General features: G+C 50.8%; 17 protein-coding genes and 2 tRNA genes. 11 read left to right on the top strand and 8 right to left on the bottom strand.

Going from position 1 to position 23,936, the window contains the following annotated elements; all coding sequences use genetic code 11:
- Positions 1–10: 10 nt before the first annotated feature.
- From GK091_RS06095 to GK091_RS06085, 3 genes are all read right to left on the bottom strand, one after another.
- A complete protein-coding gene (locus GK091_RS06095) occupies positions 11–952 on the bottom strand; it encodes an ROK family protein (protein WP_164035706.1) in 942 nt (313 codons plus the stop codon).
- Positions 953–1,024: 72 nt separating this feature from the next.
- Positions 1,025–2,641, bottom strand: a complete 1,617-nt coding sequence (locus GK091_RS06090) for a hypothetical protein (protein ID WP_164035705.1) — start codon at positions 2,639–2,641, stop codon at positions 1,025–1,027.
- A gap of 123 nt (positions 2,642–2,764) precedes the next feature.
- Complete coding sequence (locus GK091_RS06085) at positions 2,765–3,637, bottom strand: carbon-nitrogen hydrolase (RefSeq protein ID WP_164035704.1); 873 nt, start codon at positions 3,635–3,637, stop codon at positions 2,765–2,767.
- 142 nt (positions 3,638–3,779) lie between these two features.
- Between GK091_RS06085 and GK091_RS06080 the strand changes: the two genes are divergently transcribed.
- From GK091_RS06080 to GK091_RS06060, 5 genes are all read left to right on the top strand, one after another.
- On the top strand, positions 3,780–4,877 hold the full coding sequence (locus GK091_RS06080; protein WP_164035703.1) for a Gfo/Idh/MocA family protein: 1,098 nt from the start codon (positions 3,780–3,782) through the stop codon (positions 4,875–4,877).
- A 179-nt stretch (positions 4,878–5,056) separates the two neighbouring features.
- A complete protein-coding gene (locus tag GK091_RS06075; protein ID WP_164035702.1) occupies positions 5,057–5,287 on the top strand; it encodes a hypothetical protein in 231 nt (76 codons plus the stop codon).
- A gap of 194 nt (positions 5,288–5,481) precedes the next feature.
- Positions 5,482–5,673, top strand: a complete 192-nt coding sequence (locus GK091_RS06070) for a cold-shock protein (RefSeq protein WP_018620078.1) — start codon at positions 5,482–5,484, stop codon at positions 5,671–5,673.
- 244 nt (positions 5,674–5,917) lie between these two features.
- Positions 5,918–8,044: a Tex family protein gene (locus GK091_RS06065; RefSeq protein ID WP_164035701.1), complete on the top strand. Its 2,127-nt coding sequence runs from the start codon at positions 5,918–5,920 to the stop codon at positions 8,042–8,044.
- Between the two features lie 63 nt (positions 8,045–8,107).
- Positions 8,108–8,731 carry a C40 family peptidase gene (locus tag GK091_RS06060; protein WP_164035700.1) on the top strand — a complete coding sequence of 208 codons (624 nt, stop codon included), beginning with the start codon at positions 8,108–8,110 and terminating at the stop codon, positions 8,729–8,731.
- Positions 8,732–8,860: 129 nt separating this feature from the next.
- On the opposite strand, the gene GK091_RS06055 is transcribed toward GK091_RS06060, so the two are convergent.
- Positions 8,861–9,115 (bottom strand): GIY-YIG nuclease family protein, encoded by a 255-nt coding sequence (locus GK091_RS06055; protein ID WP_164035699.1) that lies wholly within the window; start codon positions 9,113–9,115, stop codon positions 8,861–8,863.
- A 170-nt stretch (positions 9,116–9,285) separates the two neighbouring features.
- On the opposite strand from GK091_RS06055, the gene GK091_RS06050 reads away from it, so the two are divergent.
- Positions 9,286–9,359: transfer RNA gene (locus tag GK091_RS06050), tRNA-Ala, on the top strand.
- Positions 9,360–9,911: 552 nt separating this feature from the next.
- A complete protein-coding gene (locus GK091_RS06045; protein WP_246202151.1) occupies positions 9,912–12,812 on the top strand; it encodes a putative Ig domain-containing protein in 2,901 nt (966 codons plus the stop codon).
- 158 nt (positions 12,813–12,970) lie between these two features.
- On the opposite strand, the gene GK091_RS06040 is transcribed toward GK091_RS06045, so the two are convergent.
- A tRNA-Ser gene (locus GK091_RS06040) sits at positions 12,971–13,055 on the bottom strand.
- Positions 13,056–13,230: 175 nt separating this feature from the next.
- On the opposite strand from GK091_RS06040, the gene purL reads away from it, so the two are divergent.
- On the top strand, positions 13,231–15,474 hold the full coding sequence (gene purL, locus GK091_RS06035) for a phosphoribosylformylglycinamidine synthase subunit PurL (RefSeq protein ID WP_164035697.1): 2,244 nt from the start codon (positions 13,231–13,233) through the stop codon (positions 15,472–15,474).
- 15 nt (positions 15,475–15,489) lie between these two features.
- Entirely contained in the window at positions 15,490–16,047 is a 558-nt protein-coding gene (locus tag GK091_RS06030; RefSeq protein ID WP_164035696.1) for a D-sedoheptulose-7-phosphate isomerase, read from the top strand.
- A 48-nt stretch (positions 16,048–16,095) separates the two neighbouring features.
- On the opposite strand, the gene GK091_RS06025 is transcribed toward GK091_RS06030, so the two are convergent.
- From GK091_RS06025 to GK091_RS06015, 3 genes are all read right to left on the bottom strand, one after another.
- Positions 16,096–16,806 carry a sulfite oxidase-like oxidoreductase gene (locus tag GK091_RS06025; protein WP_164035695.1) on the bottom strand — a complete coding sequence of 237 codons (711 nt, stop codon included), beginning with the start codon at positions 16,804–16,806 and terminating at the stop codon, positions 16,096–16,098.
- Between the two features lie 42 nt (positions 16,807–16,848).
- Positions 16,849–17,922 carry a prephenate dehydratase gene (gene pheA / locus GK091_RS06020; protein ID WP_164035694.1) on the bottom strand — a complete coding sequence of 358 codons (1,074 nt, stop codon included), beginning with the start codon at positions 17,920–17,922 and terminating at the stop codon, positions 16,849–16,851.
- Positions 17,923–18,021: 99 nt separating this feature from the next.
- A complete protein-coding gene (locus GK091_RS06015) occupies positions 18,022–19,920 on the bottom strand; it encodes a DNA topoisomerase IV subunit B (protein WP_164035693.1) in 1,899 nt (632 codons plus the stop codon).
- 252 nt (positions 19,921–20,172) lie between these two features.
- Between GK091_RS06015 and GK091_RS06010 the strand changes: the two genes are divergently transcribed.
- A complete protein-coding gene (locus tag GK091_RS06010) occupies positions 20,173–22,791 on the top strand; it encodes a polysaccharide biosynthesis/export family protein (RefSeq protein ID WP_164035692.1) in 2,619 nt (872 codons plus the stop codon).
- Between the two features lie 29 nt (positions 22,792–22,820).
- Complete coding sequence (locus tag GK091_RS06005; protein ID WP_164035691.1) at positions 22,821–23,930, top strand: GumC domain-containing protein; 1,110 nt, start codon at positions 22,821–22,823, stop codon at positions 23,928–23,930.
- Positions 23,931–23,936 lie beyond the last annotated feature (6 nt).

Genomic DNA, 23,936 nt, shown 5'->3' with positions numbered 1-23,936 from the left:
GCGCCCGCACTTAGTCGGCGGCTCCCAGCTGTAACGCGCCAACCGGAACCGCATCTTCGCCAAGTTTCGCCAGTAGCAGTAGCGGGGCTGGCTGGAATGAGTTCATGATAAACCGGGGCAATGCCTGCCGGACAGCCGCCCGAAGCGGTTCGCCAATGAGCGACAGTCCGCCCCCAAGTACGATAGCGTCGGGGTGAAACAGATGCACGACATGCGACAATCCCAGGGCCACTACCGAGCCGATCTGTTCGATCAACATCCGGGCAACGGGGTCACTGGCTTCGTAGGCAGGGTGCAGAAAGCGGGCTTCTCCGCCGGTAAAACCAGTCGAATGGGCTTGTTGAACAAGGGCTTTCAAGACAGAATCGTCGGGCAACTGGGGTAACAGCATCCGGATTTGCCCGTCGACAGCCCAGCCCGAAATGGTCTGCTCAATGGTCTGACCGGGCGAACCTGATTCGTCAGGTGGAACAAGCCACAAATGCCCGATCTCCGCTTCGCCGGGCGTAGCACCGTGATAGATCTGTCCGTTCTGAATCAACCCTCCGCCAACACCACTACCAAGCGTTATGTAAAATACCGTATCGAATCCGGTAGCAACACCCCTACCCGCTTCACCAAGAGCCGCTACGTTGGCATCGTTATCGATATGGACCGTTGCTCCCGGAACCCGTTCACGCAGCCAGCCCGCCAGATTGACTCCGGACCAACCACCAATCTGGTGCGATGTGGCAATACGCCCCGTTTTCCAATCTACGGGTCCGCCAAAGCCTACGCCGATCGTTTGCGGTTGTTCGGTCAATTGCGCTAGGGTAGCATCGATCTGCGCCAGAATACCGGCAGCCCCCTGTATCGGATCAACGGTATAGCGAAACCGCGCATCGATCCGACCCGTCGAATCACCCGTTACGACCTGTAGCTTCGTTCCTCCAATTTCAATACCAAGATTCATCCGACGTGCTGCTTAGCGTTACTTTAGCGTTGCGGTTGTTTTGTCACTCTAAAACCGCTTTTCTGATCCGGCTTATCCCCGACTCCCAGTTCCCGGCTTCATAGTGGATCGTCCCAGAAATATCTCATCGCCTTTGAGCGAAACGGTCGTATAAAACGTGTAGCCGTTCTGGATATACCGCACCATTACCTGAGTCGTTTGGTTAGGGCGGGCATAAGCTTTGGTGGCCGCTATCAGAATCTGATCGCCGTTGACAATAGCCCGAACAAACGGTAAGTCACGGGTTTTGATCTGGTTGGCATTATAACTCACCCACGTCTTCCCGCCGTCATACGAGCACTCGGTGGCTTCATTGAGGTACGTTTCGCGACCATTGAACAGATCGCCGTGGTGTTTGAACAGACGCCAGAGGCCGTGAATATAATGCTCATAACAGGCGTAGTTGCGGTCGTTACCAAGCCCTTTCTGCTGCGGATCGGCGGGCGACGGCTGATCGGGAACCAGATTCGTGTGATCATCCCAGAATAAGACACCATACGCACCGGTAAACCAGTAAAAAACGGCCATGCCCTCGGCGACGGCAGGGGGAGCCGGATGCTCGGCTTTGGCGCTATTCGGGTAATCTCCGCTTTGGGTGTTGAATGTCCAGTGCCAGGCGATTCGTTTCTTCGGCGATAATTTCCGGTTGACTTCCTGTTCGGCTAGCAGCGACGCTAACCAGTGGCGGTCACCATCGCCCGTATGCTGGGCAGCATAATCGAAATCCGGGTATAAATAATACGTGCCGGGCATCTGAAAATCTACGTAATCGGCAAACGACTTTCCCACAATATTGTCGGGCATGCCGCGCTGTTTGCTGGTAGCGGTCTGGCGGGCGGGCGTGTTCCAGAGCCAGTCTGGCTGAGCCATGTAATGTTCCGCTTTCGAATTGCCAAAACTGTTGTGCGGTACGGGTGCGATGGAACCAATCTCGGTCTGTGGACTAACGTTATCTTTCAGCGTTTTTGCCATAAACGTGTACAGATTGGCCTGTTCCTGCTGATTGCCGCGGCTCGTACCTTCGTTTTCAATGTCGAGAAAGATCTTTCCGAACGTACTTTTCATCGCACCCGGTGCGCAGTCACCAAAGCCGTAACAGCCACCGCCCAGTTCCGTCGATGCCTGAAAGAGTGTGTTTCGCGAAGCACGGGCACCGGGTGGTGTGCGGTACGTGACATCACGGGCCAGTTCGCTGTTGCTCGCCCACGGCAGCCCAAAGGAATTAGCAAAATAAGCCTGGTAAACGATCAATGACCGCTGACTTTGCTGCAACGTACTTTTCCAGTTTCTTGGCGGATCGCCCTCGGTCCAGATTTCGACGTTAGGCACCATCCGCGTTTGATCAACGGCGGAAAAACCACGACGAAACAGCTTCGTGCGATCCTGCTGAACGTGCAAATTACGACCAGCCCCACAAAACGTAACTGTCTTCGTAGCGGGTAATGAGAAATCGCCGACAACATCAATATTGTAGTAGCCTTTGCGGGTAGTTGGGGTGAACCGGGCGCGTGGCGTGGGGGCAATGGGCGTTTGAGCGGGTAGCTGGCCTTTGAACGCAACGGCAACCGGATCAGCGGGCCGGGCTGGACGCGCGTACCAAAAGCCTAAACCAGCCATACTGGCTACTAAAAAAGAGGCAGCTATTTTCATAGGTAGCTTCACGATCGTTTTATAGAGAGAAACTTGTTCATGGCTATAGCCAGATTATCGGTTAGGCCGAGCGGCAGTCTATAGCTACGAACGGCAGCATGACGACGGGAATTAAGGCTCCGTTTATTCGTCAATATAGCGTTTTGTAATTGGCTGGTATGAGTCGATACGCCGATCGCGGAAGTAAGGCCATGTCGTCCGGTATTTTTCCGATAACTCCAGATCCAGTTCCTGCACGTGCACGACCTCCTGATCGTGTGGGGCCAGATAGAGCAACGAGCCAAATGGGTTCGACACGAAAGAACCACCCCAGAATTGCTGATCAGCCTCCCGCCCAACGCGGTTGACAGCCACTACCGGAATACCATTGGCAATGGCATGACTGCGCTGAATGGTTTGCCAGGCGTTGTACTGTTCGGTGTTCTGAGCCGGATCGGGTTCGTTGGTATCCCAGCCAATAGCCGTCGGATAAACCAGTAGGTCGGCACCCATCAGGGCCGTAATACGAGCCGCTTCGGGATACCATTGATCCCAGCAGATCAGAACGCCAACACGGGCGAATTTTGTATCAAATACTTTGTAGCCCAAGTCACCGGGTGTAAAGTAGAACTTTTCGTAATACCCCGGATCGTCAGGAATGTGCATTTTCCGGTATTTTCCCAGATAGGCACCGTCGGCATCCAAAACAGCTGTAGTATTGTGATAGAGCCCTTGCGCCCGCTTTTCGAACAGGGAAGCGACAATGACGACGCCTAACTCCCCCGCCAGCTTACCCAACCGCTCGGTCGTGGGTCCGGGAATGGCTTCGGCCAAACTAAAATTGTGGTGATCTTCTACGTCACAGAAGTACAGCGAGGTGAATAACTCCTGAAGACAAACGATTTGAGCACCTTTCTGAGCGGCCTCCCGAATCCCGTTGATCGCCTTCTGAACGTTTGCTTCGACGTCGGCCGAGCAACTCATCTGCACTAAACCAATATTGACTTTTTTAGACATGATACAAAAGTAGGACGTTCTTTAGTGTCAACGCCAACATCCAACAAAACTCTTATCCGGCGGGTTCGGTAAAAAAGTAAGAGTTTGTAGCTGGATGTTCGTAGTTTAACCACTTAATTCTTGACCCGCAAACGCAGTACCTATGACCTCTCGCAGAAACTTCCTGCATACGGCTACCCTTAGTGGCGTGGCTGCAACGATCGCACCGAATGCACTCTGGTCGGCAACCCGTCCTGCCAAAGACAAACTTGGCGTGGCACTGGTCGGCCTCGGCTATTACAGCACGGATCTACTGGCCCCGGCCCTCCAGAAAACCAAAAATTGTTACCTCGCCGGCATCGTAACCGGTACGCCGGAGAAAGCCGAGAAGTGGAAGAAACAGTACAATATTCCGGACAAGAATATCTATTCGTACCAGACATTCGACCAGATCGCTAATAACCCCGATATTGATGTTGTCTATGTCGTTCTGCCGCCGTCCATGCACGAGGAGTATGTGATCAGAGCGGCCAAAGCGGGTAAGCACGTCTGGGTGGAAAAACCGATGGCTGTAACCGCGAAAGAGTGCCAGAACATGATTGATGCTTGCGCCAAAAACAAACGATCGCTGGCTGTGGGGTACCGGCTCCATCACGAACCGAATACGCAGGAGTATGTGAAGGTATTACGCGACGGAAAAATTGGCAAGATCCTGATGGTAAGCTGCTCGGCGGGCTACTACGACGCACGGACAACGCACTGGAAACAGAAAAAAGAAATGGGTGGTGGCGTCATGTATGATATGGGCGTCTATGTATTACAGGGCGCTCGCCTGGCAACCGGCGAAGAACCGATCGCCGTGACAGCCCAGCAATATACCACCCGGCCTGATGTGTACAAGAACGGCCTTGACGAGACAACGATGGCCCAGTTACTGTTTCCGAGTGGAGCGCGGGCAGCCGTTCAGACCAGTTACGGCATGAACATGAATTTTCTGGATGTGATCGGCTCGAAAGGCACTATGCGTATAGAGCCCTACTCGGCCTATAACGGGCAGAAGGGTTTGTGGGGGGGTAAAAACACCATTGAGCACCCGTATGAGGTTCCATCGCAGCAAACGATGCAAATGGATGACGATGCTGCCGCCATCATGGCGAACAAACCGGTTCTGGCTCCGGGCGAGGAAGGTCTTCGCGACATCAAAATTGTCGAAGCGATCTATGCCGCTGCCCACTCTGGCCGGGAGGTAAAAATCAGCTAAAAATTTTCAGGATCGATGCGTTCTGTCGATCCTGAAAATAGTCTTGTCTTGTAGACAGTTAGACAGCAACCTATTTTACCTGTACATTAGCTATATTTTAGTTGTCACACATAAAGTCGGAGCGACGATTTGCCTAACCTTCGGGTTTTTGCGTACTTCGCCTGTCAACCCCGTTCTTTATGCAACCTGCCGACTTCACCAAACTTCCTGCTCAGCAGCAACTAGACACTCTTTACTTTGCCGGTGACATTCTGGCGAACCGATACGAGGGTGATTCCATCTTTCTGCTTTACAACTTTCGGGATTTTTACGTCGAGCTTTGCTACGATGCCTACAACAGCCATCTGAATCAGGTTACCGCTTTCCGCAACACCGACAAGCTAGAGCCTTATCTGCCCTATCTGGCCTAAATCGGTTCATTTTTATTGGTGTTTTAGCGCCTAACGGAAGCGAAAAAACGGCTCTGAGAGGCTGCTTACCCCTAAAACAAGCATAAACTGACGTTTTCAAAAATATTTTTCCGAAATGATGCTGAAAAACCTCATTTACATTTGGAAATAAATATTATTGTGCCGTCCTTCGCTTAAATTTTTTAACACAAGCAATGCAAACAGGAACTGTAAAATTCTTTAATGAAACCAAAGGGTTTGGCTTCATTAAACCCGATGAAGGTGGCGAAGACATTTTTGTACACGCTTCTGGCCTCATCGATCAAATCCGTGAGAACGACAAAGTTAAGTTCAATGTCGAACGCGGTAAGAAAGGCTTGAACGCCGTTAATGTCGAAATAGCTTAATTGTAAGATATAAAGACAAAAAGTTGTTAAAAACATGCCACTCGGCATGTTTTTTTTTGCTCTATAGTTTCGATAAAACAGTACCCGAACCAGCCACTTGGTTTTGTTCATTCCCGCCAGCACGAGCCCTGTTTGAGGCAGCCCACCGTGAACGAACGTCATAAATTGGGCGACCGAAGCACAGGAAAACTAGTTTTTTCGCAAAATTGCTCACTCAACCAAGTACCGCTTTACCTAATCACCAATGCCCCAATCACCCGAACAGCGTACAGCCGCGCGTCTTGGTTTGAACCCCAAGTCAGTAGCGGTTACGATTGAGCTTCTTACCGGTGGAGCTACTGTCCCGTTCATTGCCCGCTACCGGAAAGAAGCCACCGGACAGCTCGACGAAATTCAGATCGGACAAATTAAAGATACGTACCAGAAATTACTGGAACTCGATAAACGCCGGGATGCGGTTCTAAAATCCATTGAAGAGCAGGGAAAACTAACGGACGACCTGCGCAAGAAGCTTGAAGCCACAGCCTCCCTGACCGAACTTGAAGACCTTTATCTTCCTTACAAACAAAAACGCAAAACCAGAGCAACCATTGCGATTGAACGGGGACTCGAACCACTCGCTAACCTCATTCTAATCCAGCGGGAAACGAATCTGCAACGATCAGCGCAACGCTATCTGACCGATGCCGTTCCAACCCTGGAAGATGCCTTGCAGGGTGCCCGCGATATTCTGGCCGAACGGATCAGTGAAGATGCCGACGCCCGCCAGCGTATTCGCAATCTATTTGAGCGGGAAGCTATTATTCGCTCCGTTGTCAAAAAAGGCAAAGACGTAGACGGTGCGAAATTTAAAGACTATTTTGACTTTGCGGAACCACTTCGGCGCGTACCCTCCCACCGCTTGTTGGCGCTCCGTCGGGGCGAAACCGAAGGCTTTCTGAACGTCAGCGTTAGTCCCGACGAAGAAGCCGCTATCGAACGGCTCGAACGGCAGTTTGTCTACAACCAGTCAGCGGCTGCCGACTGCAAAGAGCAGGTTAACCTGGCAATCCGGGACGGCTACAAACGGCTGCTCAAACCATCGCTCGAAACCGAGTTTGCCAATCGATCGAAAGAAAAAGCGGATACGGAAGCTATCGTCATTTTTGCGGACAACCTGCGCCAGCTCCTGCTCAGTTCGCCCCTCGGTCAGCAACGTGTATTGGCTATCGATCCCGGCTATCGCACGGGTTGCAAAACTGTTTGTCTGGATGCGCAGGGCAACTTATTGACCGATACCGTTCTATACCTGTTTCAATCTGAAAGCCAGAAACAACAGGCCGTTCAACAGATTCAGAAGCTAGTTACCCAGTACAAGATCGACGCCATCGCTATCGGCAACGGTACAGCCGGACGCGAAACGGAGGAATTTGTTCAGAGCGTGAACCTAGGGAAACCTGTTTTTATGGTCAGCGAACAGGGGGCATCCATCTATTCAGCGTCGGAGGTGGCTCGGGAAGAATTTCCCGACCGCGATGTGACGGTGCGGGGAGCAGTTAGCATTGGTCGCCGGTTGATGGACCCACTGGCCGAACTGGTCAAGATTGATCCCAAGTCGATTGGCGTTGGCCAATACCAGCACGACGTTGACCAGACCGATCTGAAGAACAGCCTGGATACGGTTGTGGAAAGTTGCGTTAACCAGGTTGGCGTATCGCTCAATACGGCTAGTGCTTATCTGCTGCGCTATGTATCGGGTTTAGGACCGCAACTGGCCGGCAATATTGTGGCTTATCGGGCACAGAACGGCGCGTTTACCTCGCGTGAGCAGCTCAAAAAAGTGCCCCGGCTCGGTCCGAAAGCGTTCGAACAGTGCGCAGGTTTTCTTCGGATCGAAGGGGCAAAAAATCCGCTGGATAATAGCGCCGTTCATCCCGAACGGTACACGGTGGTTGAGCGGATGGCGGCTGATGTGAAGAGCACCGTCGCTGATCTGGTTCAGAAACCCGAACTGCGCAAACAAATCCAACCCGAGCGGTACGTTTCCGGGACGGTGGGTTTGCCTACCCTGCGCGACATTATCGCTGAGTTGGAAAAACCGGGTCGTGATCCACGGGAACAGCTTTCGGTATTTGAATACGACAGCCGTGTTCGGTCTGTAACCGATCTACACGAAGGAATGGTGCTCAATGGCGTCGTCACCAATATTACCGCCTTCGGGGCATTTGTCGATATTGGCGTCAAGCAGGATGGTCTCGTTCACGTTTCGCAACTGGCGCACCAATACGTCTCCGATCCGAAAACGGTCGTGAAAGTGTACCAGAAAGTAAAAGTAAAAGTGCTGGAAGTGGATACGACCCGCAAACGAATTGCGTTATCAATGAAAATTTAATAGGTTGCATGTCTATTTCTGTTCAAAAACATTTGTCACAAGTGCAACCCTAATCCCATCCGTATGCAACAATGCTGCTCACGGGGCTTATGGCGCTCCGTTCTGCTAAGCACTTGCCTGCTTTCACTCCTTACCTCCTGCGAAGTCCTCCGTTCATCCGGACCGTCGGTCAGCCGTCGTCCAGCTTCGTCAAGTTCAACTGCCCGTCGGTCACCAACGGGTAGAGTATCTGCCCGCACACCAGCGGTTCCGGCAAAAACAACGGGCAAAGTAGTCGATAGCCGGACGTACGAAAATCGCTACGTCCCCGAAGTCGTCAAAATCGCCCGTACTTATACAGGAACGCCCTATCGATCAGGAGGGAACACGTCCGATGGTATTGACTGCTCGGGCCTGGTTTACACCGTTTTCAGTACGGTTGGCCTGAAAATGCCCCGGATTTCGTGGCAGCAATCAGAAGTAGGCCGGGAAGTGGAAGTAAAGGAGATTCTGCCGGGCGATCTAATTTTTTTCGTACCAGACAAAGGACAGGCGGGTTACGTTTCGCATACGGGCATTGTCACGGAAGTAAATGGCACGACCAACATTCGCTTCATTCACGCATCGTCGTCGCGGGGTGTTCGCGAGGATAATCTATTTACCGATTATTTCAAAGGCAGGTTCGTCAAAGCACTGAGACCATTCTGAACAGGCAACGTAGCCATCCTGTTCGCCAGTGGTTACGAGTATACTTATGCGAACAGGATGTCCGCGCTACTATAAAACGAAGAAGCCGTTCCTGTCGGGAACGGCTTCTTCGTTTTGAGTGCATCGTTATCAGATCGTCGGCTCAGGATTACCGATCAGTTCTTCCCAAAAGGCCCGATCCTTTTTTTTCAGTTTCATTTCCAGGCTCAGTGCTTCGTTTCGCGTAGCAAACGGTCGGGTAAATTTCACTTCCCACGGTTTGCCCCCCGCCGTAGCTGGATTTGTTTTGGCGTTGTGCTGCCACAACGTGATTTTCAGATCTTTAGTCTGACCAATAAAGTACTGGTCAGTTGAGGGGCTGTAGATTATATAAACTGTATGCATACGATGTCGTAGACTAGTATCAAAACTAGTTAATTGTTAACATAAAACAAACATTGTTTGAGGGAGCGTCGCGATTTGAGTTACACCTCATTTTTTTTAGATGATGATTTGGGATGGTCTGTTTTTTTTCGCACCTTTGCATCCACAAACGCGCAGATGAGCGTGTTTAAGGGGGATTAGCTCAGCTGGCTAGAGCGCTTCCATGGCATGGAAGAGGTCATCGGTTCGACTCCGATATTCTCCACTACCTTGTATAATACAAAGTTATGATGCCCTCACGAACTCGTGAGGGCATTTTTCGTTTATACTATTCCGTGTTCACCTATTTTGCGTTTTTGCAATAAATATCCGTGCGTTACACTCATAACAATGGCGAGCTACGAAGTCTTCATTAGAAGTTAATGGATTCAGAAGTCTACTGACGAGAGTTCACCAACGCTACTACTGCCGGCGAACTCTCGTCAACAAGCGGTCTCAACAGTCTTTGCTTTACCTGCTTTGCTACCTCGTTTGTCTTGCAGCAACAATACACATTTTCACATAGTGCTACGTTAACAAACACATTGACTAATCATTATATCCGATTAATAAAACATAAGAATAATTATAGGTTAAATCTTTTTATTCATTCTACTTTAACCCCATCTATTTATCGTATTAATTAGCTGACCATCAGCAACCTGCTGAGGCTTTTCGTCTACTACATAACTAGAATCTTCATTTACCTATTATCCCAACTTTACTATCTACTTAAATTATGGTACAACTATTACAAACAAGCAGGTCATTTATCCTAATGACTGCGGCCCTACTGTGCTTCTGTTTTAGCGCGATGGCGCAGACAACGACCAAAGAAGCAGCACTGGCGGCCAAAGTGACTCCTGATCTCTACCAGGTCATGCAAAACAGAGGGCAGGCGGCTCCGGCTCTGATTGAGGGTTTCTTACTAGAAACTAACCAGGTTTTTGTTGACAACAAGATCGCGATCGAGGCTATTGCTAACAATGAGGATGGAGAAGAGCTGCTTAATCAGCTAAAAGCATTGGGCTTAACCGATGGGGTAGCCTATAAGCGAATTGTCTTTGGTTACCTACCAATCGACAAGATCAATGAACTAAAAAATGTGCAGTCACTGAGTTTTGCCCGCTCATCTTACAAACCCCTGACAAATACGGGATCGGTCACCTCACAGGGTGATGTATCGTTAAGAGCGAATACCGCCCGTTCGACATACAGTGTTACAGGTGCAGGCGTCAAGGTAGGTGTACTCTCTGATTCGTATAATAACCTGGGCGGAGCAGCAACGGGTGTAAGCACGAATGATCTGCCCGCTGCCGGCGTACAGGTGCTTCAGGACTTGACTTCCGGAGGATCGGATGAAGGGCGGGCAATGGCCGAAATCGTGCATGATTTAGCACCTGGATCGGCCATCGCCTTCAATACGGCCTTCACAGGGCAGGCAGGCTTTGCCCAAGGCATTATCAATCTAGCTGCGGCTGGTTGTCAGATCATTGTCGATGATGTCTTTTATTATTTAGAGCCCTTTTTTCAGGATGGCCCCATTGCCCAGGCCATTACTCAGGTAGCCAACAACAATAGCGTAACTTATTTTTCATTAGCGGGTAATCATGCCCGCTCTTCCTACCAGGCTCCTTACAAAAGTGGCGGAACATACAATGGGTTTCCAACCCATGATTTTGGCAACGGCACCGTTGACAACAAACAACGACTGACCATTCCGGCAGGCAGTATACTTCGACTGGTATTACAATGGGATAACCCTTTTCAATCGGTCAGTGGCGGAACGGGAGCAACAACGGATCTAGACTATTATATTCTCAGCACATCGGGTACCGTGCTAGCCGCTGGGACAACCTCTCAGGCTAATGGTGGCGACCCAGTAGAATATTTTGGACAACTTACCAACACTAATCCTGTAGCAGCCAGTGTCGATCTGGTTATCGTCAAACGGTCAGGGCCAGACCCGGGCTTTATCAAATGGGTAAATTTTGGCAATGGTGCCCCTAGACCCACCGTCGAGTACGATACACAGAGTAGCACCTTAGTAGGCCATTCTAATTCAGCCAAAGCTATCAGTGTAGGAGCGGCTCCTTACTTTAACACACCCGCCTTTAATGGTGCAGCTACGGCTACCATTGAGGGTTTCTCCTCGGCGGGTGGTACACCTGTTCTTTTTACGACTTCGGGTACGCGGATCAATGGCATTACCGGCACCGTGTACCAAAAGCCGGAGATTACCTCAGTCGATGGGGGAGACAATACATTCTTCGGCTCAGATATTGATGGTAATGGCAAGCCTAATTTCTTCGGTACATCAGCAGCAGCTCCCCATGCCGCTGCGGTAGGTGCTTTGATGAAACAGAAAGTCCCTGGCATTACGGCGGCCACCATTCTCTCTACCTTGAAGTCGACCGCTCTGGATATGGATGACCCCTCGACAGCAGGCTTCGATACAGGGTTTGACTATGGCACGGGATTTGGTTTTATCCAGGCCGACCGGGCGCTACAGGCTATTGCTCCTGTCAATACACCACCGATGGTAGCCAATGCCGTCCCGCCCCAGTCAGCAACGGTGGGTGTGGCTTTCACCTACAACATTCCCGACAACACCTTCACCGATGCCGAAACACCAAACTCGCTGACCCTTTCGGTGAGTGGTCTACCGGCGGGATTGAGCTTTACCGCTCCGACAACGATCAGTGGTACACCCTCCACAACGGCCGGATCACCCTTTACGGTGATGGTAAAGGCCACCGATCCGGGCAATTTGTCGGCCAGCACCACCTTTACCTTCACCGTTAATCCAGCAGCTTCAACGCCACCATCGGGCTCCTTCGCCATTGTTGGCGTGACTACGGTGAGTTGTACCACCATCAGCGCCGGACAGCGGACCTTGACCTTCAATCCCCAGTATTCGGGTGTAAACGGACAACCAATCAGCTTCTCGGTCGCCAATGAGTCTTTGCCAACCACGGCTCCGGGACCTTACACCCTGAATCTGTACACTGATAACCCAGTCATCATCCTTAGAGCTACCCAAACGGGTACGGCGGGTGAAGCTAGTTTCAACTACAACTGGCTGGGCGCTTGTGGCGGACCTACTCCGCCCCCCTCCACGGACTTTACCATTGTTGGCGTGACTACGGTGAGTTGCACTACCATCAGCGCCGGTCAACGCTCGGTCAGTTTCACACCACAATATTCCGGTACAACGGGTCAGCCCATCAGTTTCTCAGTAGTCAATGAGTTGCTGCCCACGACTGCTCCAGGCCCTTACACACTGAATTTGTATACCGACAACCCGGTCATCGTTCTGAAAGCAGCACAAACAGGTACAGCCACGGTTGCCAGTTATACGTACAACTGGTTTGCCGCTTGCGGCAGTTCAACCAGCGCAGCGCGTATCGGTGTAAGTGCCGAAGGTGGTTTATCAGTGCGGGTATTAGGTAATCCTGTACCGTGCGAGGTAGCCGAAATAGAGATCAAGGGCACGACTGGTGTTCCTGTTGCAATCAGTCTACTGGATGCCGGGGGACGGGTTATGCACGAACACCAGATTACAGAAGCGGCTGCTGTAGAACGGGTCAATCTACCCATCAGAGGCCGTCAGGGCTTGTTACTGCTAACGGTAAGCACCCCAACCGAGCGTAAAACGATTAAGCTGATCAAGCAGTAGATCAGGGCATAAATGAAACAAGGAGTTGAACTGAAATGTCTTTCAGTTCAACTCCTTGTTATGGTAAAGTCTACCTTAATTGATAGGCTGTACGTTGTAGTAAGCACCAACAAAAAAGCACTCAAATCATTGATTAGGAGTGCTTTTTTGTTCTCTTGCAGAGAGAGAGGGATTCGAACCCCCGGACCTGTTACAGTCAGTGGTTTTCAAGACCACCGCAATCGACCACTCTGCCATCTCTCTTTCTGGGTGCAAATATACGAACGTTTTGAGATTTGTCAACCCATAGCGGGTCGTATTCAGGCAAAAAACCGTAATTTTGGGAGTCATTTTACTACACGAACGGCCTCCAGGTCGATTGATTCAAGGCTAAACAGCTTGTAGTCAATACCTCAATCGTTCAACAATTCATCTTCCCGTGGACGCTACAGAATCGCTACCCTCGCTTGAAACCGCCCGTAAACTGGGTCTCCTACCCGATGAATTTGACCGCATCGCTCAGATTTTGGGTCGTCGGCCAAATTTTACTGAACTGAGTATCTTCTCGGTGATGTGGTCGGAACACTGCTCCTACAAAAATTCGATCATCTGGCTTAAGACGCTTCCCCGCGATTCGGATCGGATGCTGGCTAAAGCCGGAGATGAAAACGCCGGACTGGTTGACATTGGCGATGGACTAGCCTGCTCCTTCAAAATCGAATCGCACAATCACCCGTCGGCCCTTGAGCCTTACCAGGGCGCAGCAACCGGCGTTGGCGGTATCAACCGCGATATTTTTACGATGGGCGCACGCCCTATTGCGCAACTGAACTCGCTTCGTTTCGGTAGTCTTGATCTGCCCAAGACCAAGCGGTTGCTGCGGGGCGTGGTTAAAGGAATCGGTGACTACGGCAATGCATTCGGCATACCGACCGTTGGCGGGGAGCTTTACTTCGATGAGTGCTACAACACCAACCCACTCGTGAATGCCTTCTCGGCGGGGATCGTTGAAGTGGGCAAAGTGGCTAAGGCGACTTCGTATGGTGTCGGCAATCCGGTGTTTATTGTTGGTTCGGCAACGGGCAAAGATGGTATTCACGGAGCAACGTTTGCATCAGAAGATATTTCGGCCGCTTCGACCGACAAACTACCGGCGGTACAGGTTGGCGATCCGTTCATGGAGAAACTACTCCTCGAAGCTACGCTCGAAATCATCGCGACTGGCTACGTGGTCGGTATTCAGGATATGGGCGCGGCTGGTATCATCTGCTCAACCTCCGAAATGAGCGCGAAGGGTGAACATGGCATGATTATCGACCTCGATAAAGTACCCACGCGCCAACCCAACATGGCTCCGTTCGAGATTCTTCTCTCTGAATCACAGGAGCGGATGCTGGTTGTTATCGAAAAAGGAAAAGAGCATATCATCCAGGGAATTTTCGATAAGTGGGATTTGAACTGCGCCCAGATCGGTGAGGTGACGCCCCCCGGCGAAGGCGATACCGGTCGATTGCATTTTTATCGCTACGGTGAACTCGTTGCCGACGTTCCTGCCTATGACCTCGTGCTGGGTGGCGGTGCTCCTCAATACCACCGTGAATACCGCGAGCCCGCTTATATACAGGAGTTTGCCAAATTCGATCCGTCGGATGTCGACGATCTGGAAAACGACGAGCTTAAGGAAGTAGCAGCGCATTTATTGGCTCACCCCAATATCTGTTCCCGTAAATGGGTGTACGAACAGTACGACTCCATGGTTGGTACGGCAAACCGGAGTACGAATGCCCCTTCGGATGCCGCAGTTGTACGGGTAAAAGGCTCGGACAAATCAATCGTCATTACCGTCGATTGCAATAGCCGATACGTCAATGCCAACCCACGCCAGGGTGCCATGATTGCGGTAGCCGAAGCGGCCCGTAACATCGTTTGCTCGGGTGGTGAGCCGATTGCCGTGACCAACAACCTGAATTTCGGGAATCCATACGTACCGGAAGTTTACTGGCAGTTTGTGGAGGCTGTTCAGGGCATGGGTGAAGCCTGCCGTCGGTTCAGCACACCGGTTACGGGCGGTAACGTCAGTTTCTACAACCAAAGCTCCGATGACGGACCGGTATTCCCGACACCAACCATCGGTATGCTGGGATTAATGGAACATCCGGACCACCGGATGACGCTCGACTTTAAAAACGAAGGTGATTTACTGTATCTGGTTGGACCGTCAACGGATGACATAGCCTCGTCGGAATATTTGTATTCCTTCCGGGGTATCAAAGGGTCTCCTGCGCCAAATTTTGAGTTCGAGACCGAATGGCGCGTTCAGGAGTCGATCAAAACCATGATTCGCAACGGCTGGATTCAGTCGGCACACGATGTATCGGATGGCGGTCTATTTGTGACCCTGGCTGAATCAGCGATGGCGGGTGACACAGGCTTCCAGATCGCAACGGACGACCGGTATCGCACGGATGCGTTCCTTTTTGGGGAAAGCCAGAGCCGAGTTGTCGTTTCCGTTTCGCCTGATAACCAGCAACACGTTGAAGCCTACCTGAAAGATACGATTCTTCCGTTCTTCGCGTTGGGTACGGTAACGCCCGGCGGGTTTGTCGTTGACGATACGGCGGTTCTGACACTTGCTGAAGCAAAGAATTTGCACGGCAATGCGTTAGGCAAGATCATGAGCTAATCGCTCTGCATATAGATGAATAAAGCCTATTTTGATGCGTATCTGGAACGGCAGAAAGCCGTTTACGATGCGATCCCAATTGATCAGGTTGAACGAATCATCAACCTGATCAAAAAATGCTGGGAAGAAGATCGGCAACTCTTCGCTTTCGGGAACGGTGGGAGTGCGTCGAACGTGTCGCACTTCATCACCGACCTGGGCAAAAGTGCCTCCGACCGGATGGGAAAGCGGTTTCGTTGCCTGTCGCTCAATGAAAGTATTTCGTGGATCACGGCCCTCGGCAATGATTACGCCTACGAGGATGTGTATGTGCAGCAACTGCATAACTACGCGCAACCCGGTGACCTTGTCTTGACGCTAAGTGTCAGCGGCAACTCACCAAACGTCGTGAAGGCTGTGCATTGGGCGAACGAAAACGGACTGACAACCGTCGCACTGGTTGGCGGCAAGGGGGGTCGGTTAGCGGCCATTGCCGACGAGGTCATTATTGTTCAGGACGAACACTACGGTCGGGTCGAAGACGCCCAGATGACGATTTGCCACATGTTGTGTTATGGCTTTATTGAGTCATAAGTGTATTGTAGAGACGCATTCCCATGCGTCTCTACAATACACTCACAATCACGAATACCGATCGTTACGCCACGGATAGGCCGTATTGGAATAACCGCGTTCTTCCCAGAAGCCGAGTTGATTTTTAGTTAGAAACTCAATTCGCTTGATCCATTTCGATCCTTTCCAAGCGTACAGTTGGGGAGTGACCATACGTAACGGACCGCCGTGTTCGAGTGTTAATGGCTGACCGTCGGCCGTATGAACAAGCAATACATCAGGTTTCAGCGCTTCTTCCAATGAGAGATTGGTTGAATACCCGTCGTAACCGTAGCACATCACATGCGTTGCGGTTGCTTTCGGATCGACCAAAGCTGCCAGGTCCATAAAGCGTACGCCCACCCACGGTACGTCCAGCCGAGACCAGGTTGTGACGCAGTGAAAATCGCTGGTGTCTTCGACCTGCGGCAAAGCCATTAAATCGTCCCATTTCAATCGAACCGGATTCTCTACCTCGCCGTCGATGTTGAGCTGCCATTTATCGAGTGGAATGTTGGGTTGATACCCCAAATCCAGCACCGGCCATTTTGTCGTTACTGTTTGCCCAACCGGTACCGCTGGCATACCATGCCGATTTTGCGGGCCGGAGCCACGCGGTTTTTCATCGGTCATAGATGGCGTCTGCGCCATTTTCTCTTCGAACCGACGCTTGAGCTTCATGCGCGCGTCAATGATACGGTCGAGCTTATCGGGATTTTCGGCTGATGTGTTGGCTTCCATACGAGCACTGTTTTTACTAGAACAACAACGATGAAGCCCTGTTTAGGTTCCCCGCACGTAACTGCCCAGCAGTTTTACTTCGGCGGCATGGTGATTCAGGATTTCCTGCAACGCCGGTTCGTTCGAATGTCCCTCGCATTCGATCAGGAACCAATAGCGGAAGGTTGCGCCATCACGTAAGGGTCGGCTTTCGATTTTGGTCAGGTTGATCTGTCGGGCATTGAACTCCTGTAGAAATTCGGCCAGCACCCCCGGCGATTGCGTATTCGACAGCTTGGCAATGATCGTCGTCTTATCACTGCCACTCGGTTGATTCTTGAAATCTTTGGCCAAAATCAGAAAACGGGTTCGGTTCAGATCGCTGTCTTCAATGTTATCAAACAGGACAGGCACATCGAATAGCTTGGCGGCAATGTGCGAACAGATGGCTGCCGTGTTCGGTTGCTGAGCCGCCATCTTAGCCGCTCTCGATGTGGATTCAACCGGGACCAGTTCCGCTTTTAGCCCTTCAAAAGAATCATTCAGAAATTTACTACACTGCCGGAACGCGATGTCTTTGGAATAAATATGCGTGATATCGGCCAGATTCTCGGTTTGGGTAGCAAACGTAAAGTGCACCGGAATTTGAACCTCAGCGGCAATGGAGAGATCCTTCTCAAGCAGCAGATCAATTGCTTCCTCAACGATTCCCTCCTGGTTGTTTTCGATGGGTATGACCCCAAACCGAACCCGCCCCGTTTCGACGCTCTCAAACACTGACCGGATCGTTGGCAGGGCCATGTAAGCGCTCATCGCACCGAACCGGCTTTCGGCGGCCTGGTGCGTGAAGCTCCCTTCGGGGCCCAGGAAGGCGATCCGTTCGGGTAGCTCAAGATTCCGGGATACCGCGAAGATTTCCAGAAAAATGGCTTCAATGGCGGTGCGGTTCATCAAGCCCTTATTCTGGGCGTATAACCGCTCAATGATTTGCTTTTCGCGCTCAGGCCGATAAATAACGGTGTTGGTCGAACGTTTGAGTTCGCCTACCCGACGCACAAGCTCCATTCGCTGATTGAGGAGCGTCAGAATTTGATCATCAAGCGTGTCGATGTCATTACGGAGGGATTCAAGAGTCATTTTTTGTCAGTAGCGTGCCGTCGTCAGTCAGCACAATAAAAAAGCAGTAGGCAGTATACCGCAAAAGTACATCACCTACTGCCTACTGCAAACTTCCGGCTAAACTAAAGCCGCATCTTCGATATCTTTCTCGACACGCAGATTGTCGATAATAAACCGCTGACGGTCGGGTGTATTCTTACCCATATAGTAACTGAGCAATTTCGGAACCGAGGTCTCTTTTTCCATGATCACAGGTTCCAGCCGCATATTTTCGCCGATGAACAGACCGAACTCTTCGGGAGAGATTTCACCTAATCCTTTAAACCGGGTGATTTCGACTTTTTTTCCCCCTTTCATCAACTTGTTAGTGGCCGTCTGTTTCTCCTCTTCCGAATAGCAATAGTTCGTCTCTTTGTGGTTTTTCGGGTTACGCACCCGGAATAATGGCGTCTCAAGAATATAGAGGTGACCATTACGAACCAGATCGGGAAAAAATTGCAGGAAGAACGTGAGCATCAGTAGCCGGATGTGCATCCCATCGACATCAGCATCGGTGGCGATCACAATTCGATTGTAGCGAAGACCATCCAGTCCATCTTCTACGTCAAGCGCGTGCTGAAGCAGATTGAACTCCTCGTTCTCGTACACTACTTTTTTGGTCAGGCCGAAGCAGTTCAGTGGCTTACCGCGCAAACTGAATACCGCCTGCGACTGAACGTTCCGTGATTTTGTAATCGAACCGCTGGCCGAATCGCCTTCCGTAATAAACAGTGTCGACTGATAGCGATCTTCGGCTTTCGAATCGGGCAGGTGATTACGGCAGTCACGAAGTTTTTTGTTATGAAGACTCGCTTTTTTAGCCCGATCATTCGCCAGTTTTTTGATACCGGCCAGTTCTTTCCGCTCCCGCTCCGACTGTTCGATCCGTTTTTTGAGCGCATCCCGAACCGCAGGGTTCATGTGCAGGAAATCGTCCAGCCGTTCTTTCACGAAATCCTTGACGAACGAGTTGACCGACTGTGCATTGGGCTCGGGCGACATATTGATCGAGCCCAGTTTGGTTTTGGTCTGAGATTCGAACACTGGCTCCTGAACGCGGATACTGATGGCGGCAATGATCGATGCCCGCACATCGGCTACCTCGTAGTTCTTGTCGAAGTGCTTGCGGATGGTTTCAACAACCGCTTCGCGCAGGGCCTGGAGGTGTGTTCCGCCCTGCGTCGTGTACTGCCCGTTAACGAATGAATAATACTCTTCGCCATATTGGTTACCGTGGGTCATAGCGATTTCCAGATCGCTCCCTTTCAGGTGAATAATCGGATACCGCAACGAATCTTCGTCCTTCTTTGTCTTGTCGCGCAGCAGGTCGAGCAACCCATTTTGCGAAACGTATTTCTGTTTGTTAAACGTAATGGTCAGACCCGCATTCAAATAGCAGTAATTCCAGATCATGTTTTCCAGAAACTGCGGTATATAATGAAAATGCTTAAACACAGTGTCATCCGGTTCGAAGCAGATCAGCGTTCCGTTCCGCTCATTGGTGGTTTCATCACCCTGAGCGGTAAACTCACCCCGCTCAAATTCGGCCCATACGGTTCGTCCCTCCCGGAAGGCCTGCACCCGAAAATAGCTCGACAAGGCGTTGACCGCTTTCGTACCGACACCGTTGAGGCCAACCGATTTCTGAAACGCCCCGGAGTCGTATTTACCGCCAGTATTAATTTTGGAAACAACTTCAACCACTTTACCCAGTGGAATACCCCGGCCGTAGTCGCGTACTTCAACACGATGATCCGTTACGCGCACGTCGATGTTTTTGCCAAAGCCCATCACGTGTTCGTCGATGCAGTTGTCGATCGTTTCTTTTATCAGGACGTAAATGCCATCATCAGCGGCAGCTCCGTCCCCGAGTTTACCAATGTACATGCCCGGCCGAAGACGTATGTGCTCACGCCAATCGAGTGATCGGATACTATCTTCGTTGTACTGTACGGGCGGATTTACCTGTTCTGTCATGGATGGTTTATGGGCATTTTGTGATTAGACAAACGGTTTCAATACCATTGGGTCAAATCAAAACATTAGAAAAATCATACCTTAGGCGGGCATGGCAATAAAAGTTTCCGCACAGTAAGAAATCGTTCATAATCCGGCAAAAGTTCATTTACTTTGCCGACTGAATAGAAGAAACGTACTACGCAGGCAATTATGTCGTTACATAAAGGCCCTAATAACTGGTCAGTTAGTAGGCTCCGACATCTTAAAAATATGCAAAAAATCCGAAATAATCACAACTTCGTGGTAAAATATTTTTATGACATTACAGCTCAATTCTCGCGCCAGATGAGCGCCAGTGTGGCCGTGATGTGTTTAGGTTTAGTTAGCCTTTCTGTACAGGCACAGGTCGTTGCTCCAGCCGCCGGTAACGGCTCTACAAGTTCGCCCGGAGCCGTTCGTTCCGGTGGCACATCACCTGCGGCAACACCCGCAGCTACCGCTGGTCAGGGCGTTGCGTTACCAGCCGGGGTCAATGTCAATAATCTTTCCCCCGCCCAACAACAACAGCTTAGACAATTACAGCAAGGCAAGGGAACGCCGGGCAAAGCGACCAATACGAATGGCACGGCCGATCAGTCGCCCGGTCAGTCAGAACGGACCGCCAACGTTGATTCAGCGGGCACTGGCGTCGAAAAGACCCCTACTACGGAGGCTACCGAGAGTGGCTACGCAGCGGCCCGCCGTCAGGAGCGGGAAGAAATTCGCCAGAAAATATTTGGCTATGCCCTCTTCAACGATCCGGCTATGCAAGGCGCTTTTCAGCCGAACATCAGCATGGCAACCCCCCGAAACTATATTGTCGGACCGGGTGATCAACTAAACATCCGCCTGTACGGATTTTCTGAATTTGACTTTTCTCAGAAAGTATCGCCGGAAGGTGCCGTTTACTTCGCGAATCAAACGGGTGTCGGACCAATTTCGGTATCCGGTCTGACAGTTGAGCAGGCCAGAGCCCGCATGATCAGTCGGCTGGCCTCTAAATTTGTTGGCTTACGCAATTCCTCGTATGGTCCGGCCAATACCTTTCTGGAAGTGTCACTGGGTAGTATCCGGAGCATTCGGGTAACGGTAACGGGTGATGCCATCCGACCCGGTACATACACGATGTCGTCCCTGTCAACGGCAATGAACGCCATCTATCAGGCGGGTGGTCCGAATGAATTGGGTTCGTTCCGGAAAGTGCAGTTGATTCGGAACAACAAGGTTATCGCTACCCTCGATTTATACGATTACCTACTGAACGGCACACAACGGAATGATTTCCGCCTACAGGACAACGACAACATTCGCTTTACGACGTATCTGGAACGCGTTGAGATTATCGGAACCGTGAAACGTAACAACATTTTCGAGATGTTGCCTGGCGAAACCTTTGATCGTCTGTTATTCTACGCTGGTGATTTTGCGGCCAATGCCTATAAAGGCCGGATTAAAGTAAGACGCCTGACGGATCGCGAGCTAAAAGTGATCGATGTAACGGCCCCGGAGTTCAAAACGTTCGTGATGCAGGATGGTGACATCGTTACTGTAGAACAGCTACTTGAGCGTTTTGAAAACCAGGTTACTATAGAAGGTGCGGTATATCGTCCGGGTCAGTATTCGCTGGATCAGAACAAGACGCTTAAGCAGCTTATTAGTTCTGCTGAAGGTCTTAAAGGTGATGCGTTCACGGGTCGCGTCAGTATTGTTCGTACCCGCGAGGATCTGGCGATGGAGAACATAACCGTTAATCTGACCAACATTCAGGCCGGAACAGATCCTGACGTAACGCTTCAACGCGAAGATCAAATTATCATTACGTCCCGCTTCGATCTGGCCGAACAGGCTGGCGTATCGGTACAGGGCGAAGTGAATCAGCCGATAGAAGGCATTCCGTATCTGGCGAACATGACGCTTGAAGATGCGTTGCTGCGTGCTGGTGGTCTGAAAGAATCCGCAGCCGCATCGCTGGTCGAAGTCGTTCGCCGGAAAAAAGACGCCGATCCCCGCTCAACGTCAGCTCAGGTAGCCGAGACATTCCGCTTCAATGTCAATCGTGACTTGTCGCTCGGCGTCGACGAAAACAAATTTATCCTGCAGCCTTTCGACCAGGTTATGGTGCGCCGGTCGCCCAATTACCGCATACAGACCTACGCAAATGTCGAAGGGGAAGTTATCATTCCGGGTGCATACCCGATTCGTAGCAAAGATCAGAAGATTTCGGATCTAGTGAGTTTATCAGGCGGTCTGACCCCACAGGCTTATGTTGAAGGGGCTACGCTTATTCGTCGCGTGCAACTGAGTGCTGACGAACTATCTCGCCGGCAGAAGTCAGTCGATGACCTAGCTCAGGCGACGACATCAGGCCGATCTGTGGTAGAGACAGAAACGCTGTCGCCGGATCAGCCCGAATCGATCGGTATTAATCTGAAGAAAATTCTGTCTAAACCGGGGTCTTCTGAGGATATTCTGGTTCAGGAAGGGGACATCCTTCGTATTCCTAAAATTCTGGAGACGGTTCGGATTCAGGGTGAAGTGCTGCTGCCAACGACCGTAAAATTCCGTTCCAGTCAAAGCTTTCAGGATTACATATCGCAGTCGGGTGGTTTTACGGCCCGGTCGCAACGCAAGAAATCGTTTATTGTCTACGCTAACGGATCCGTGGATCGGACGCGGAAGTTTATGTTCTTCAACATATACCCCCGTGTTGAGCCCGGCTCTGAGGTTATTATTCCAAGAAAGACCAGTACTCCGCTTACTCCTCAACAGGTGCTGAGTCAGGCAACAGCAATTACGTCATCAGTGTTGACACTGATTCTGGGCGTGTTAGCCTTCCGTAGCGTTAGGTAGAGTCCTATTTGGTTTTGACAACATACTCAATGCAACCTATTACTCCGAATACGAACCAAACGGGTATGGCTGGCCGCCCATTACCACCCGACCAAATTTCACCGAAGGCCGTTGTTCTTCGCCTGTCTAAGATTAAAGATATAGCGCGCCGTAACTGGAAGCTTCTCCTGATTTTGACCGCTATTGGCGGAGTAATTGGGTTCATCTATGACATAACCCATAAGAAACAGCCTGTTTACAATGCGACGATGACCTTCAATCTCGGTGGCGGTGGCAGCAGTAATTCATTTGGCGAGTTAAGTTCGCTGGCTGGTGCATTTGGCTTGAGTCAGGGTGCGCCGGATGCCAGTATTTTCGTAGGGGACAACTTTCTGATCTACGCCAAGTCAAGACCAGTTGTCGAAAAGACACTGATGAAAACCGTTAAGATCAACGGCGTTGATACCTTACTAGTCGATTATTACATTCGCCACAGCGGTATCCTCGATGAAGATTGGGAGGCAAGCGATACGTTACAGTCTTTTAGATTCGGGAAGAGTAAAAAACCCGAAGAGTATAGCAAGCTGGAGCGCATAGCGATGTCGCAGATCTATACGCGCATCAAGGGCGAAATGAGCGTGACTCAGCCAGAACGCAAATCGTCGTTCATGGAGTTGCGCTCCGCCATGCAGGATGAGATGCTGGCAGCGAGTTTTCTGGAAAACCATCTGGAAACGATCGAGCAAGATTACCGGCAGAAACAGACCAAGAAAACGAGCGAGATGTATCAGCTGCTCAGAACCCGCGCCGACTCTATTGCCGGTATGCTGGCTGGAACTGAAAACAAGCTGGCTCAATACATGGACCAGAACCAGCAAATGGTTGTGGCACAGGGACAGATCAATCAGACCAAACTAACCCGTAATTCGTCCTTTCTGAGCACCATCTATTACCAGGCGCTTCAGAGTGCGGATAACATGCGTTTGTCGCTTATTCGCGAAGCGCCCCTGTTTACGATCATTGAACCAGTCGAGCTGCCGCTTTACAAAGAAACGATCACACCCATTGGGATGCAGGCCGGTATTGCGCTCGGTTTGATACTGGCATTTATCGCTATATTTTTACGGGAGGCTTATCGGTCAGTCATGCGGGAAGAATAGTAACTA

It is taken from the genome of Spirosoma agri (assembly GCF_010747415.1).
GTDB lineage: Bacteria > Bacteroidota > Bacteroidia > Cytophagales > Spirosomataceae > Spirosoma > Spirosoma agri.
The sequence above is the reverse complement of the archived record's forward strand: the minus strand, read 5'-3'. Positions and strand labels throughout refer to the sequence as shown.

Coding starts and splice junctions, on each gene's coding strand:
- GK091_RS06095 (WP_164035706.1), bottom strand. CDS start 952: ATGAATCTTGGTATTGAAATTGGAGGAACGAAGCTACAGGTCGTAACG.
- GK091_RS06025 (WP_164035695.1), bottom strand. CDS start 16,806: ATGGAAGCCAACACATCAGCCGAAAATCCCGATAAGCTCGACCGTATC.
- GK091_RS06070 (WP_018620078.1), top strand. CDS start 5,482: ATGCAAACAGGAACTGTAAAATTCTTTAATGAAACCAAAGGGTTTGGC.
- GK091_RS06045 (WP_246202151.1), top strand. CDS start 9,912: ATGACTGCGGCCCTACTGTGCTTCTGTTTTAGCGCGATGGCGCAGACA.
- pheA (WP_164035694.1), bottom strand. CDS start 17,922: ATGACTCTTGAATCCCTCCGTAATGACATCGACACGCTTGATGATCAA.
- GK091_RS06010 (WP_164035692.1), top strand. CDS start 20,173: ATGCAAAAAATCCGAAATAATCACAACTTCGTGGTAAAATATTTTTAT.
- GK091_RS06015 (WP_164035693.1), bottom strand. CDS start 19,920: ATGACAGAACAGGTAAATCCGCCCGTACAGTACAACGAAGATAGTATC.
- GK091_RS06030 (WP_164035696.1), top strand. CDS start 15,490: ATGAATAAAGCCTATTTTGATGCGTATCTGGAACGGCAGAAAGCCGTT.
- GK091_RS06090 (WP_164035705.1), bottom strand. CDS start 2,641: ATGAAAATAGCTGCCTCTTTTTTAGTAGCCAGTATGGCTGGTTTAGGC.
- GK091_RS06005 (WP_164035691.1), top strand. CDS start 22,821: ATGCAACCTATTACTCCGAATACGAACCAAACGGGTATGGCTGGCCGC.
- GK091_RS06060 (WP_164035700.1), top strand. CDS start 8,108: ATGCAACAATGCTGCTCACGGGGCTTATGGCGCTCCGTTCTGCTAAGC.
- GK091_RS06080 (WP_164035703.1), top strand. CDS start 3,780: ATGACCTCTCGCAGAAACTTCCTGCATACGGCTACCCTTAGTGGCGTG.
- GK091_RS06065 (WP_164035701.1), top strand. CDS start 5,918: ATGCCCCAATCACCCGAACAGCGTACAGCCGCGCGTCTTGGTTTGAAC.
- GK091_RS06075 (WP_164035702.1), top strand. CDS start 5,057: ATGCAACCTGCCGACTTCACCAAACTTCCTGCTCAGCAGCAACTAGAC.
- GK091_RS06055 (WP_164035699.1), bottom strand. CDS start 9,115: ATGCATACAGTTTATATAATCTACAGCCCCTCAACTGACCAGTACTTT.
- GK091_RS06085 (WP_164035704.1), bottom strand. CDS start 3,637: ATGTCTAAAAAAGTCAATATTGGTTTAGTGCAGATGAGTTGCTCGGCC.